16 protein-coding genes are annotated in these 13403 nt (G+C 70.0%); 2 read left to right on the top strand and 14 right to left on the bottom strand.

Annotation, left to right across the window (positions count from 1 at the left end):
• Positions 1–102 precede the first annotated feature (102 nt).
• Positions 103–954 (top strand): helix-turn-helix domain-containing protein, encoded by an 852-nt coding sequence (locus ACLB9X_RS29595; protein WP_410363492.1) that lies wholly within the window; start codon positions 103–105, stop codon positions 952–954.
• 11 nt (positions 955–965) lie between these two features.
• A complete protein-coding gene (locus ACLB9X_RS29600; RefSeq protein ID WP_410363493.1) occupies positions 966–1157 on the top strand; it encodes a hypothetical protein in 192 nt (63 codons plus the stop codon).
• A gap of 49 nt (positions 1158–1206) precedes the next feature.
• On the opposite strand, the gene ACLB9X_RS29605 is transcribed toward ACLB9X_RS29600, so the two are convergent.
• The 14 genes from ACLB9X_RS29605 to ACLB9X_RS29670 all read right to left on the bottom strand — a co-directional run bounded on the left by ACLB9X_RS29605 (position 1207) and on the right by ACLB9X_RS29670 (position 13269).
• Complete coding sequence (locus tag ACLB9X_RS29605; protein ID WP_410363494.1) at positions 1207–1863, bottom strand: OmpA family protein; 657 nt, start codon at positions 1861–1863, stop codon at positions 1207–1209.
• A gap of 8 nt (positions 1864–1871) precedes the next feature.
• Positions 1872–2465, bottom strand: coding sequence for a hypothetical protein (locus ACLB9X_RS29610; protein ID WP_410363495.1), 594 nt, complete (start codon positions 2463–2465; stop codon positions 1872–1874).
• Between the two features lie 31 nt (positions 2466–2496).
• Complete coding sequence (locus ACLB9X_RS29615; RefSeq protein WP_410363496.1) at positions 2497–3084, bottom strand: pilus assembly protein TadG-related protein; 588 nt, start codon at positions 3082–3084, stop codon at positions 2497–2499.
• Between the two features lie 5 nt (positions 3085–3089).
• Positions 3090–3329, bottom strand: coding sequence for a hypothetical protein (locus tag ACLB9X_RS29620; RefSeq protein ID WP_410363497.1), 240 nt, complete (start codon positions 3327–3329; stop codon positions 3090–3092).
• Positions 3330–3481: 152 nt separating this feature from the next.
• Positions 3482–4462, bottom strand: a complete 981-nt coding sequence (locus tag ACLB9X_RS29625) for a response regulator (RefSeq protein WP_410363498.1) — start codon at positions 4460–4462, stop codon at positions 3482–3484.
• 48 nt (positions 4463–4510) lie between these two features.
• Positions 4511–5839, bottom strand: coding sequence for a sensor histidine kinase (locus tag ACLB9X_RS29630; protein WP_410363499.1), 1329 nt, complete (start codon positions 5837–5839; stop codon positions 4511–4513).
• A 33-nt stretch (positions 5840–5872) separates the two neighbouring features.
• On the bottom strand, positions 5873–6760 hold the full coding sequence (locus ACLB9X_RS29635) for a DUF5936 domain-containing protein (protein WP_410363500.1): 888 nt from the start codon (positions 6758–6760) through the stop codon (positions 5873–5875).
• 55 nt (positions 6761–6815) lie between these two features.
• Complete coding sequence (locus ACLB9X_RS29640; protein WP_410363501.1) at positions 6816–7754, bottom strand: type II secretion system F family protein; 939 nt, start codon at positions 7752–7754, stop codon at positions 6816–6818.
• A 51-nt stretch (positions 7755–7805) separates the two neighbouring features.
• The gene (locus tag ACLB9X_RS29645) at positions 7806–9143 is read right to left on the bottom strand and encodes a CpaF family protein (protein WP_410363502.1); all 1338 of its coding nucleotides are present in this window, start codon (positions 9141–9143) and stop codon (positions 7806–7808) included.
• Between the two features lie 30 nt (positions 9144–9173).
• The gene (locus tag ACLB9X_RS29650; protein WP_410363503.1) at positions 9174–9545 is read right to left on the bottom strand and encodes a TadE/TadG family type IV pilus assembly protein; all 372 of its coding nucleotides are present in this window, start codon (positions 9543–9545) and stop codon (positions 9174–9176) included.
• Positions 9542–9892 carry a TadE/TadG family type IV pilus assembly protein gene (locus ACLB9X_RS29655; RefSeq protein WP_410363504.1) on the bottom strand — a complete coding sequence of 117 codons (351 nt, stop codon included), beginning with the start codon at positions 9890–9892 and terminating at the stop codon, positions 9542–9544. The genes ACLB9X_RS29650 and ACLB9X_RS29655 overlap by 4 nt, the downstream gene beginning before the upstream one ends.
• A 396-nt stretch (positions 9893–10288) precedes the next feature.
• Positions 10289–11554, bottom strand: a complete 1266-nt coding sequence (locus ACLB9X_RS29660; protein ID WP_410363505.1) for a CpaE family protein — start codon at positions 11552–11554, stop codon at positions 10289–10291.
• A 7-nt stretch (positions 11555–11561) separates the two neighbouring features.
• Positions 11562–12281 (bottom strand): Flp pilus assembly protein CpaB, encoded by a 720-nt coding sequence (cpaB, locus tag ACLB9X_RS29665; protein WP_410363506.1) that lies wholly within the window; start codon positions 12279–12281, stop codon positions 11562–11564.
• A 109-nt stretch (positions 12282–12390) separates the two neighbouring features.
• Complete coding sequence (locus tag ACLB9X_RS29670) at positions 12391–13269, bottom strand: hypothetical protein (RefSeq protein WP_410363507.1); 879 nt, start codon at positions 13267–13269, stop codon at positions 12391–12393.
• Positions 13270–13403 lie beyond the last annotated feature (134 nt).

Here is a 13403-nt window from a genome sequence, read left to right on the forward strand (position 1 = left end):
GCGTTACTCAATGCAGAGCATGCGGAGTACGTGTACTACTCATTGCCGGATCCGGCACCCACCAGGTGGACCCTGCGGTCACGCCGAAGGCACACTGGCCCCATGCCTCCGAGGAGTACACCCACTGAACGCCAGCGGCGTCTCGGCGCGGAGCTGCGCAAGATGCGCATTGCAGCCGGGATGACGACGGAGTTCGCAGCCGGGTTGCTCGGCGTGCCCCGCACGAACGTGCCGAACATGGAGTCCGGAAGGTCAGGCATCAGCGCCGAAAGAGTCCGCACGCTGGCCGCTAACTACCGCTGCAAGGACACGCAGCTCGTGGATGCCCTGGCAGCCATGGCCACCGCCCGGGACAAGGGCTGGTGGGAGAGCTACCGCGACTCGCTAGCGCCCGGCTTTCTGGACATCGCGGAAATGGAATGGCACGCAAGGCGACTCCGCATCGCTCTGACCGTGCACCTGCCCGGAATACTGCAGACCGAGGAGCACGCACGCGCGGTCTTCAGGCATGTCATCCCGCGACTGCCGAAGACCGAGATCGATCTCCGCGTCGCCCAGCGGATCGAGCGTCGACAGGTACTCGACCGGCCGAACCCGCCGTCGATCGACCTGCTCCTCCATGAGGCCGCTCTGCGCATGCAGTTCGGAGGACCGGGCGTCGCCCGACGCCAACTGGAATTCCTGCTGACAGCCGCCGAGAGGGAGCACGTGACGGTACGCGTCATCCCCTTCGACGCAGGCGGGTTCCCAGGTGCCGGTCAATCGGTCATCTACGCCGAAGCCGCTGTCCCTCAGTTGGATGTCGTGGAGCTCGACAGCATTCACGGACCGGAGTTCATCGACGACGAGTCGCAGCTACGGAAGTACCGCGCGCAGCTCGACGAGATGCAGACGGTCGCCCTCGCGCCCGACGCATCCCGGGACTTCGTCAGAGCCATTGCCAACGACCTCTAGGAGTAGACGCAGTGCGGACCATCCACTGGGAGAAACCCTTCTGCGGCGAGGGCGCCAACTGCTTCCGCATAGGCACCGATGCCGACGGCAACGGCTACATCGCCGTCGCCGGTGCCGAGGACACCCCACTCGTCGACACGCGCGACGCCCTCGTCACCCTGATTCGCGACATCAAGGCCGGCAAGGCCGACCACCTGCTGTGAGCAAGTACGCCGCGGGCCGGGGTGACGTACCGCCCCGGCCCGTTCCTGCTCACGCGCCCGCACCGCGCGGGTACGAGACCTCCACGCGCCGGTTCTTCTTGCGGCCCTCTTCGTTCGAGTTGTCCGCGATCGGGAACTGCTCGCCGTATCCGCGTACCTCGTACGTGATCCCCGCGTCGCTCAGCGCCTTGGACAGCACCGAGTGCACCGCGTCCGCACGCTGCTTCGACAGGACGTCGCCGTGGGCGGAGGAACCGAGGTTGTCGGTGAACCCGAAGATGCGGACCTGCTTCGCGTTCTCCTTCTTGATCTCGTTGGCGATGGCCTGAATCCGGCCGTTCGCCGCCGCGCTGAGCTTCGCGCTGTCCTTGCCGAAGAGGACTTCGGCCTGGAGGGCGTACTTCACGTCCGAGTTGGTGTCCTCCCGGCGCTCTTCGCCGCCCTCGGACTCGACGACGGACTTGATGTCCAGCACCTTGGCCGGGACGAGGGTCGCGCCGTCGACCATCTTGAGACCCGGGTTGTCCGCGTCCACCTCGACGGGCGGCGATGCGGACGCCTCGGTGCCCGGCGGCACGCTCGGCTTGTCGTCGGCCCGCGCCTCGGTGGCGGACAGGACGTGGGAGCCGACGAGGAGGGCGGAGGCGGTGAACGCCGTGAGCACGAACCGGATGGAGGGCCGGTGCAGGGGGGCGGTGTGGGTCATGGCGGCACTCACCCGGAGATCTCGACCGAGACGGTCGGGAACGTGGGGAACTGGAAGTCCACCTGCGTCGTGGTGTCCGGAGGCGCCGGAAACTGCATGAAGATGGGCATCTTCTTGCCCGCGTCGACTTGGGTGAACCCGGAGGTGCACAAGCAACGCCCCTCGGTATCACGCAGAACGTAGTAGCGCTTCTTGCCCACCTTGTCGACCAGCGTGGCGCCCCCGACGGACTGGCCACCGCCCTGCAATTCCTGCTCTGTGCCCCGCCAGGCGGGCGTGTCGTAGAAAGCCGCGGAGCCGGTGTTCTCCACTTGGCCGTTGACGGTGACGAAACCACCTGAGTCGCGCTGGATCGAGTTGATGGTGAGAACGAGACCGCTCGGCCCCTTTGAAGTGGCGATCACCTTGCTGGTGTCCGGCTGAGCCGACGCACCACCAGAGCCCTTGTCCCCCTTGTCCGACGGCTTGCTGCTGGACGAGCTCGACGGCTCCTCCTTCTTGTTCCCGTCCCCCCCACAGCCGGCCACTGTGAGGGCCAGGGTGGCGGTCATCACCACCGCTGCCGCCCCCCTACGGGCCTTCAGGATGCGCCGAATGCTCATGGATCGAGTTCCTTCTCTCGTCGTTCGCTTGTCAGTCGACCAACTGGACGTCGAACAGGTCTTTCGCGTCAGGCAGGTCCGTCGGGTCGTCCTCGAGGTCCCAGCTCTTGGTCCTACAGGTGAGCGTGGGCAGGATCTCCGCGTCGTCGGGAAGCTCGAAAGTGCACAGCGGCTTGACCGCGGCCTTGGCGTCGGCCGTGGCGAACTCGCTCTCCGTACCCGGAATGATCGAGTCACCGATGGGCTTCTTCGTCTTCACGCTGACGTTGTAGGTCAGCCACGGATGCGGTTCGGAGTAACAGGGCTCAGTCAGTACCGCCCCGTTCTTCTCGGCAAACACCGCCGCTGCACCGCACGCTTCGATCGGAATCCTGCCGTCGAAGATGTCCTGCCAGGTGGTCGGGTCCGCGAGGGAGTCGAGCCACTCGCCCGTGAGCTTCTCCCGGGCGTCCTGTGCCGCAGCCAGCGCCGCGGCGTCCGCCGCGCCCTGCGCGGTGTTCCTGGTGGCCGACGCCTGACCCACTGCGAAGAAGGCGAACGCGAGGAAGAGCAGGCTTCCCACCATCACCACAAAGATGGGAAATGCCTGCCCTTGGTCCTTCGTGCTGCGGTTCGCCAAGCGGCTCAGCCGGCCTTGATCTTGTCGATCTGCTCGTTGATCTTTGCCGTGATCTTGCCGCCGATCCCCGTACCCACGATCGCGCCGATGATCACGACGACCACCATGATGATGCCCAGGTACTCCAGCGCCGTCTGGCCCTTGGAGCACTCGCGGTCGGTCATGCGGCTGATGACGGTGTTCTTCCAGCCGTTGACGCGGACCTGCGTGTCGACCGCGGCCTTCAGCAGAGTGTCGTTCGACATGTCGTCCCCCTTCGGGTTCGGCCGACCGGTGGCCGGCCGACTCGTACGTCTCTGTTCCGACGCCAGAAACGTACGGCCGGCACGCGGTCCCCGAAGAGGGCCCCAGGACCCAATCCCGGGCCCAATCCAGCAGGTGGGCCCCGCCGCCCCGTTCAGCCACGGCCCCTCCCCGAACCGCGATCGGGACGTGCCGTGCCGATCCACACGGCGATCGCCTCGCTCCTGCTGACACTGTGAAGCTTCGCGAAGATGCGATTGATGTGGTTCTTGACCGTCTTCTCGCTGATGAAGCAGGTGGCGGCGATCTGCTGGTTGCTCATGCCCGACGCGATCAGGTCCATCACCTCCACCTCCCTGGCACTCAGGCCGAACTCGTCCTTCGCGTACACAGGTTGGCCGCCGTCACCCCCGTGCCGCACGGACGACTGTCCCATATTCGATTGCAAATGCGAAGCATTTTCGCTCCGATTCCCTGAAGTCGAGACAATCGGAGCGGGCGTGTCCGGCACCGGAGCCGGTTGGCCCCCCGCAGGCGGGAGATACGCGGCACCGAGCCCGTCCGGGAGCGGCTGCCCGCCCTGCGGGCCGGGCCCGTGGCCTCCGCGGAACTCGGCCAGGAGCGCGTTCGCCGCCGTCGCCGTGAAGTGGGCGCGGCCCTCCTTCACGTCCCGTACGGCGGCGACGAGCTGGTCCGCGGTGAACTCGCCGTGCACCAGGTAGCCGCCCGCCCCCAGCCGAAGGGCCTCCTGCACGATCGCGTTCTCCCGGCTGTACGTCAGCATCATCACGGGTGCCTGCCGCACCAGGTACGGCAGGGCGGAGATGCCGTCGACGCCGGGCATGCGGACGTCGAGCAGGATGACGTCCGGACGATGGGCATGGGCCGCCTCCATGGCCTCCCGGCCGTCGGCCGCCTCGGCCACCACGCGGATGTCGTCGCGCCCGCCGAGCAGGACGGTGAGACCGGCTCTGACGACCGGGTTGTCGTCCGCGATGACCACCCGGAGGGGTGAGGAGGGAGGTGGGGGGAACGGCGGGGCCGAGTGGAGCGGAGTGGCGTGGGACGACGTGTGCTGTGAGGCGTGGGGGGCGATGAACTGCTGACCCGACGTGCGTGAGCTCTCGTCCGGCATCGTGCGGCCTCCTCTCAGGGTTGGGGCTTCGGCGAAGGGTGTGCGTTGTCAGGGGGCGGCCCGGTCCGGGACCGGACCGGCGGGCAGGATCGCCGCCAGCGGGAGGTCGAGTCGGACCTCGGTCCCGGACGTCGTCCTGCCGCGGCCGATACGGATGCGGGCGCCGATGCCCGCCGCGCGTTCGACCATCCCGACGAGGCCGAAGTGGCCCGCCTTCCGGAGGGAGTCGAGCGTCGTTCCCGCAGGCAGGCCGGTGCCGTTGTCGAGGACGCTGATGCGCAGCATGCCGTCGACGATCCCCGTCTCGGCCTGCACCTGGGTGGCGTGTGCGTGGCGGCCGCTGTTCTCCAGGGCTTCGGTGGCGATGGTGAGCATCTGGCGGGCCACGGCGCGCGGGACCGGCGGTACGGGCGGGCCGGGGAAGCGGCGGGACTCCGCCGTAATGCCGGTGCGGCGGGCGAAGTCGGCGACCTTGGCGTCGAGTTCGGCGGCCACGTCGACGCCGGAGGCGTGCGGGTCGTCGCTGCGGCGCAGGTCGCTGAGCAGTTCTCGGGACTCGGCCGCGGCGCGGCGGGCGGAGCGGGCGACCAGTTCGGCCTGGTGCTTGACCGTGAGCGGGTCCATGCGGTCGGCCGTGGCGGCGAGGCCGTCGGCGGCGAGTGCCAGGCCGTGCAGGGTCTTGGCGACGGAGTCGTGCATCTCGCGTGCCAGCCGGGCCCGTTCGCCGCCGACCGCCTCGTTGACGGCGAGCCGGGCGCGGGCCTCGGTGAGGGCTTGGCTCGCGGAGCCGAAGCGCAGGAGCAGGTTCCGCAGGGTGACCCCGATGGCACCGGCGACGACGCAGAAGCCGGGCAGCAGCAGGGAGTTGTTCGCGGTGGCGACGGCGTCGGAATCGGCGCCGTACACGGTGAACAGGATCAGGGCCTGGAGGCAGGCGAAGAAGGCCGCGCCGCGCCATCCGTAGGCGAGCCCGGCGAGCAGGGGCGTGCAGACCGTGACGTAACCGAGGACGCTGTCGGGTCCGGCCGTGATGAGCAGCAGGGCGCCGAAGAGGGCGTCGAGGGCGAGCAGCGCCGGGTGCCTGAGCAGCAGCGGGCCCCAGCGCTCCCAGTCCCGGAAGAGCCCGTAGGAGAACATGAAGGTGACGAGCACGCCGGAGGCCACGAGGTAGGTGGGCACGCCCGGGTTGGCCGCGCCGAGTGCCAGCGGAGCGGACAGGCCGATCATCGCCAGCCGGAAGCCGAAGACCTGGCGGCACAGCGCCTGCAGGGCGTTGACCTGGATGGCCAGGGTCGGCAGCTGGTCGGGGTCGGCCGCGGCGCGGGCCAGGGAGGCCGGTCCGAGACCTCCCGTTATCCTCCCGATGTGCAGGGCCACTGCGGTCCCCCCTCTGGTGGCGGCGTCACGGTGTCAGCCTCCGACCGAGCTGAAGTCGGCGTCGGCGCCGAAGACGAAGGCCGCGACGAGGAGGATCATGGTCGCCGGGACCATGATCGACGTGATGGTCAGCGTGGCCTTCGGGACCGCCTTGGACGCCCTGCGGCGGGCGTTCTGGGCGTCGGTGCGGCGCATGTCGTTGGCGATCTGGATGAGGGTCTCGGTGATCGGCGCGCCCAGCTCCTCGCCTTGCTGGAGGGCGGTGACGAACTGGGCGACCTGCTCCGACTCGTTGCGGCGGCGGAGTTCGTCGAAGGCCTTGCGGCGTCCCACGCCCATGTCCATCTGGCGCAGGGTGATGCGCAGTTCGTCGGCCCAGGGGCCCTCGTACTTGTCGGCGACGCGTTCCAGTGCCTCGCGGAAGCCGAGGCCGGCGCTGACCACGACGGCGAGGACGTCGAGGAAGTCCGGCAGGGTGCGCTCGATCTGATCCTTGCGCTGGCGGATGGCGGCGACAATGCCGACCTCCACCCAGAACAGCCCGAACGCGACCATGAAGAGGGCGAGGAAGGGCTGGCCGCGCAGGATCATGGCGAAGGCGCCGAAGAGGCCGAGGAATCCGTAGACGGCGCGGCGGGCGGCGTACCGGTCGATGGTGAGGCCGCCGGGATTTCCGGCGAGATCGATCCTGCGGCGGACCTTGTTGACGCGCGCGGGGCCCATCATCCGCAGCACCGCGGGCGCGTAGCGCATGCCGAGGCGGTCGACGGCCGAGCCGACCGTGGTGGTGCGGGTGGCGCCGACCTCCAGGGCGACGGCGAGATCGCCGGGGAGTTTGGCGTCGGCGCGGTACATACGGATGCCCTGGAAGGCTCCTACGACGCAGAGCGCCACGGCGAGGGCCAGGCCGAGTGCGATCATTGCGGTGCGCTCCTCCTCGGATTGTCTCGGGCAATTTCGTATGGTTCGGACGGTCTCAGACGTCGATCTTGGACAGCCGGCGGATGACGAAGACGCCGAGCCCGTAGAGCACGAGCGCGACGACGACGGCGGCCTGGCCGATGAACGAGTTGGTCATGCGGTCGATCGCCCCGGGCATCACGCGGTCGAGCAGGAGCAGCGCGCCGAGTCCCATCGCGGGGACCGCGTAGGCGGTCATGTTGACCTGGGACAGCTGGGTGCGGACCTCGCGCCGGGTCTCCTTGCGTTCCTCCAGCGTCTCGGTGAGGTTGCGCAGCGAGCCGACCACGGTGCCGCCGGCCCGGTTGGACAGGACGAGGGTGGTGACGAGCACGACGAGTTCGCGGGAGGGGAGGCGTTCGGCGAGTTCGCCGAGGGCGTCGTCGATGGAGTGGCCGACGGCCAGCTTGTCGGCGACCCTGCCCAGTTCCTCGCCGGCCGGGGCCTCCAGCTCCTCGGCGGCCATGGACAGGGCGGTGCGCAGGGCGAGACCGGCCTGGGTGGCGTTGGCGAGGATGCGGGAGAGCTCGGGCAGCTGGTTGATGAACTTCTCGGTGCGCTTGGCGCGCTGCCAGTTGAGGAAGGCGAACGCGCCCCAGAGGCCGAGCAGACCCGCGATGGGCCCGAAGAAGGACGCGAGGAGTGTCTGCGCCGTGATCCAGAGGCCGGCGGTCCCCGCGACCATGTAGACGAAGAACTCGCCGGGTGTGAGGTCGAGGCCGGTCGCGGCGAGGCGCAGCTCGATCTTCCTGCCGAGGCGGGTCCCCCGCAGTCTTCTGTCGACGGCCCGGAAGCGCCGCCGGCGGCCGCCGGTCTCCTCGATCCGGCCGGTGGAGAGCCGGTCGAGCAGCGCCTCGTGCTGCGAGCGGCCCGCGGACCAGGCCTGGACGCCCATCACCCCGAGCACGCCGCACAGCAGCGTGCCGCCGATCGTGAGCAGTGCGGTGTTCGTCATGCGCGCCCCTGGGCGATCGTGAGCAGTGCCGTGTTCGTCATGCGCGTTCCCTCACTTGGCCTCCCGGACGGCGAGCTGGTCCTCGTGCGCGGCGACGCCGAAGGCCTGCGGGACGGGCTGGCTCGCCATGAAGAGCCGGTCCGCGAGACGCCGCGGCAGGGGAAAGTGCTCGTACTTTCCGTGGATGCGTCCGTCCGCGCCCATCGGCTCCGCGGCGAAACGGGCGACGGTGGCCAGCCGGTACGGCTCCTGGCCCCGGGAGTCGAGGACCGCGATCTCGCTGATCTTGCGCGCGCCGTCGGCGTGCCGGGTGAGCTGCACGATGCAGTCGACGGCGCTGTTGATCTGGTCGCGCAGCGCCTCGAAGGGGATCTTCACCTCGGACATCGAGGCGAGCGTCTGCAGGCGCATCAGCGCGTCCTCGCCGCTGTTGGCGTGGACGGTGGCGAGCGATCCGTCGTGACCCGTCGACATCGCCTGGAGCATGTCGAGGGTCTCGCCGCCGCGTACCTCGCCGACGACGATGCGGTCGGGGCGCATGCGCAGGGAGTTGCGCACCAGGTCGCGGATGGTGATCCGGCCCTTGCCCTCGACGTTCGCCGGCCGGGACTCCAGGCGGATCACGTGCTGCTGCTGGAGCTGGAGCTCCGCGGAGTCCTCGATCGTGATGACGCGCTCGCCCTCCGGGATGAGTCCGGACAGCGCGTTGAGCAGGGTCGTCTTACCGGTGCCGGTCGCTCCCGAGACGATGATGTTCAGCCTGGCCTGGACGAGGGCGGAGAGCAGCAGGAGCATGTGCTCGTCGAGCGAGCCGAAGCCGATCATCTCCGAGAGCGTGAAGGCGCGGGGGAAGCGCCGGATGGTGAGCGTCGGTCCGGACAGGGACAGCGGCGGGATGATGACGTTGACGCGCTCGCCGGACGGCAGGCGGGCGTCCACCATCGGGTTGGACTCGTCGACCCTGCGGTTGACCGTCGACACGATGCGCTCGATCGTCTGCATGAGCTGCTCGGTGGAGGCGAAGCGCAGCGGCAGCAGTTCGACGCGGCCGCCGCGCTCGACGAAGATCTGGTCCGGCCCGTTCACCATGATCTCGGTGATGGACGCGTCCTCCAGGAGCGGTTCCAGTACGCCGAGGCCGAGGGCCTCGTCCACGACCCGGCGGATGAGCTGGGAGCGTTCGGACGCGGAGAGGACCGGCCCCTCGCGGCTGATGATGTGCCCGAGCACGCGCTCCAGCCGTGCCCGGCGCTCGGCCGCGGCCAGCGCCGACATCTCCGCGAGGTCGATCTCCTCGAGCAGCTTGGCCCGGTACGTGGCCACCAGGTGGCCGTCGTCCCGCCCGCCCCCTCGGTCCTCGGGGGCCGTGATGCGTGCTCGCAGGCTCATGTGCGACTCCTTGGCGTACGGCGGTGGTGCTCAGTCCCTGGGCATGGTCGAACTGCGCTCGGCGTAGCCCCAGTCGTCGATCCCGGGCACGACGGAGGGGATCCTGACCCGGACGGTCGCGGTGACCTCGCTGCCGCCCGGCCGTGCGCTGTAGTCGAAGTCCCCGGCCCCGTCGGACAGCCAGTCGCTGACGGCGCTGCGGCCCGCGTGGCCGCCTTCCGTCCGCCAGTTGTCGTCGCTCTCGGCGCGTGCGGCGGCCCGTGCGGCCGTGCCCGCCTGGGCGGTGGCGTAGGCGGCCACGCCGAGCTGAACGGCGGCGAGCGCGAGGATCAGCAGCAGCGGCAGGAATCCCGCGAACTCCAGGGCGACCTGCCCGCGGTCGCTCCTCTTCCGCCCGGTCACGGCGTCGCTCTCTCGTCCACCGCGGCGGCGTGGCCCTCGACCTCGAAGGGGAAGTCGACGAAGCCGGGGAAGAGGACGGGGACCTTGAGCGTCACATCGGCGGCGTACATCCCGCCGGACGCCGGACCGCAGTCGATGTCCCCGTTCCAGCTGCCGAGGTCCTCGCGGGCCGCTGACGCGCACCGCTCCTGCGGGGACTGCCCGTAGGCGTCGGCCGCTCCCTGCCGTGCGCCCTCGTCGGCCGCGTTGCCCGCGCGGATGTACGTGTAGCCCAGCAGGGCGGACTGCCACAGCAGGACGCAGACGGCCGCGATGAGCGGCAGCATGCCGAGGAACTCGACCGCCACCTGCCCCCGGTCCCCGCCGCGCCGCCCGGCGCCTCGAAGCCGGCAGCCCGCGCGGCCGCCGCCACACCCGCGTGACTCTCCCGCGCCAGGGACCTCGTCCCCGCCGCGCCCGCGTGACCGGCCCGCGCCAGGGACCCCGTCCCCGCCACGCCCGCGTGACCGGCCCGCGCCAGGGACCTCGTCCCCGCCGCGCCCGCGTGACCGGCCCGCGCCAGGGACCCCGTCCCCGCCACGCCCGCGTGACCGGCCCGCGCCAGGGACCCCGTCCCCGCCACGCCCCCATAACCGGCCGGCATCGGGCACCCCGCCCCGCCGGGCCCGTGGCCCACGCGGGTCACGGGCCGGCGCAGTACCGGCCCGTCCCGTGCTCGGTGGTGCGCTCAGCACGCGCATCGCTCAACTCTCCCCCTTGAGACCGCCGCCTCGCCGGCGGCGTACGCCGATGGAGCCCCGGTCGCCCCGGAACCTACCGGCCCTGTCATTCCCCTCGGGCGCCTTCACGATGCCCAGTTCGCCCGCGAGGCCCCACAGCGCCTGCTTCACCGTGGACTTGGCCTCCAGGTCCTGCATGCGGCCGGCGTCGACCGCGCCCTGCAGTTCCTTGAAGTTCGCGGGGACGACGGACCGCGCGGCACGTGTGCCGGTGATCCGCTCGATCAGGGCGGGCTGGATCTCGGCGTTGCGGGTGAACCGGTTGACGACCGTGATCGTCTCCTCGGCCTTGCGGATCTGCAGCCGGTCCCAGAGCCGGACCATGCGCTTGGCGGCCCGGACCGCCACCACGTCCGGAGTCGTCACGAGCACGGTCGTGTCGGCCATCTCGACGGCCGCCGCGTTGGCACCGTTCATCTGGGTGCCGCAGTCGATGACCACGACCTCGTAGCGGTTGCGCAGGGCGCTGACGATCTGGCGCACCGCCCGGTCGTTGACCTCCTCGCCGCGTTCTCCGTCGGCAGGGGCGAGCAGCAGTCCGATGCCGGTGTCGTGGGTGAAGACGGCGTCCTGGAGCACGCGGGGCGATATGTCCTGGATGCCGGCGAGGTCGACGATCGACCGCCGGAACTGCACGTCCAGGTACGAGGCCACGTCCCCGGCCTGCAGGTCCATGTCCGCCAGCGCCGTCGTCATGCCGGAGGCGCGGGCGGCCAGTGCGAGCTGGACCGCGGCGAGCGTGGTGCCGACGCCTCCCTTGGCCCCGGACACCGTCACCACGACGCCACCGGGTCCGGTGAACACGTCCCCGCTGTGGCCGAGATGGCGGCGCACGCCGAGCGACCAGGAGGCCGCGGCCTGGACGCGCTGGGTGAGTTCCTCGTACGAGAGCGGCAGTGCGACCAGCCCGCGCGCCCCGGAGTCCATGGCCGCCGAGTACAGGCCGGGACTCGCGTCGGCGGTGACCAGGACGACGCCGACCGCGGGAAAGCGCAGCGCCACCTCCCGGATCAGCTCCAGTGCCGGCACCGGCCCGATCCGCTCGTGCACCAGCACGACCTCGGGCAACTCGTCCAGCGACTCGCCCGCCAGGCGCGCGAGCGTGTCGAGCAGCGAGGTCGAGTCGGCCACCGGCGCGGCCGGTTCGGCCTCCGGCAGCTGGCTGAGCAGGGTGGTGACGGATCGGGCGGCGTCGGCGTCGCCGACGGCCGGGAGGATGCGTGTCGTCATCCGGCCCTCACTTGTTCCTGTCCTCGTCGAGGGTGTACGTGCCTTCACCCGGACGAAGCGTGGTCGGACTGCCCTTGGCGATCAGTGCCAGGCGCACGTGGACGGCGAACGACTCGGCGAACGCCACGCGCTGGGCGTCCTGGGTGTTCAGGGCGAACGTGATGGGCACGGCCTGGGTCGCGGCGGCGTTGCGGTCGTCGCCCTTGGGCTCCAGGGCGGTGAGCCTGCCGACGTCGATGACCTTGGCGTTGGGGACGATGATCCGGGACTCGGCGACCTGGCCCCTGCCCTCCCCCTCGTCGTCGAAGGTGGCGAAGATGTTGACCAGATCACCCGGAGTGATCTTGCCCGCCACACCGGTGGCGGCGTCGATCATGATGGCGATCTCCTGCTCGCCGTTCTCCAGGGCGGGGCGCTTGACGATCATGTCGGCCTGCAGCAGCGACCCTTTGTGCAGCTGGGTGACGGCGATCTTTCCCTGCACCACGGATATGTCGGTGACCGCACTCGACGAGAGCCAGCGCTTCGGCATCGTGATCTTTTCGAACTGGCTCGGCTGGAGTTCCGTGTAGGGGGCGACGTCCGTTCCGAGTCGGTAGGCCGTCACCTCCGGCCCCACTTTGGAATTCACATCGCTGATCACCGAAAGCACGCCGGCGAACGCGCCGAAGGCGCACAGGACGGACAGGAGCAGAAGAATGACGCCGCGGCGCTGCCGTGAATTCATGAGCGGGACGACCTCGTGGAAGATGGACGGTTGGCGGACGGTGCGGGGACGGCCGGTGCCCGTGCCGGGTTTTCTCCCGTCACCGGCCCGGACGACCGCCCTGGTGCGGCTACGACCCTTGACGCATAGGTGCTCCGTGGTTCAGGACACCGGGGTACGATGGCCGGTTCTCCGTCGGCGCGAGCGGCGCCGAACAGAATCCGCAGCGGTCGCCGATGATTTCCAGGCCGCACCAGGAGCACTTCTCCCGTTTGACGGACGAGACGAGCTGGTGGATGAGCGTGATGTCGGGCAGGTAGGCGGCGAATTCGATCATCTTCGAGGTGCCCCACCACGCGGGCGAATCACCCGGGAGCGCGGTCTCGTGCAGGGCCTGGCAGCGCCAGGCGGGGGCCAGGGTCGCGGTGACCCACTCGCTCTGCAACTGTCCCTTTGCTACGAGCAGTTGGTTGCCGAACTCCGGTCCGGCGAGTTCTCCGCCGCCGATCCGGATCAGGTGCGGCTGCGGGTTGGCGAGGACCGCGAACTGGGAGCCGGGCACCCAGGACTTGGCGTGCGACTTCAGGCTCACCGGCACCCGGTCGAGCCGGGCGACCGAGTTCAGCAGGGCCCCGGCGTAGACGTAGTGCGCGAGGAGTCGGGCCGCGCAGGCGACGATGCCCGCGCTGAAGTCGCAGATCGACAACTGGCGCAACTGGCGGACGAGTACGGCCACGCCGAGCGGCGGCAGCGCCAGCTTGATCAGGGCGATGCGGTCGCTCTCCAGGACGGAGCGCACGGTGTGCAGTCTGCGTTCGTGGGCGGCCGGGATCGAGGCGGGGTAGAGCGCCACCACGTAGCCGTGCTGGTCGAGCAGCACCTGCATGTCGACGAGCGCGGCGTCGAGGGGCTGCGCGTCGGGAGCCGGTAACAGCGCCGCCGTGGGCGTGTGGTGGTCGGTGGGCGGTAGCACCAGGTCAGCGCTGGTGACAGCGATCGCGGTCTGCACGCTCAATTCCCCGTTCGAATCCGGTCGCCGAACGTACGGCAACCGCTTCTTCACTGCTCGTGCTGGTGCATCAGCACTCTAACCACGTCCTGTGAGGCAGAGAACACCTTTCAGGTCCCCGCCCGCAACCCGCA

It is taken from the genome of Streptomyces sp. 5K101 (genome assembly GCF_046506645.1).
Classification (GTDB): domain Bacteria; phylum Actinomycetota; class Actinomycetes; order Streptomycetales; family Streptomycetaceae; genus Streptomyces.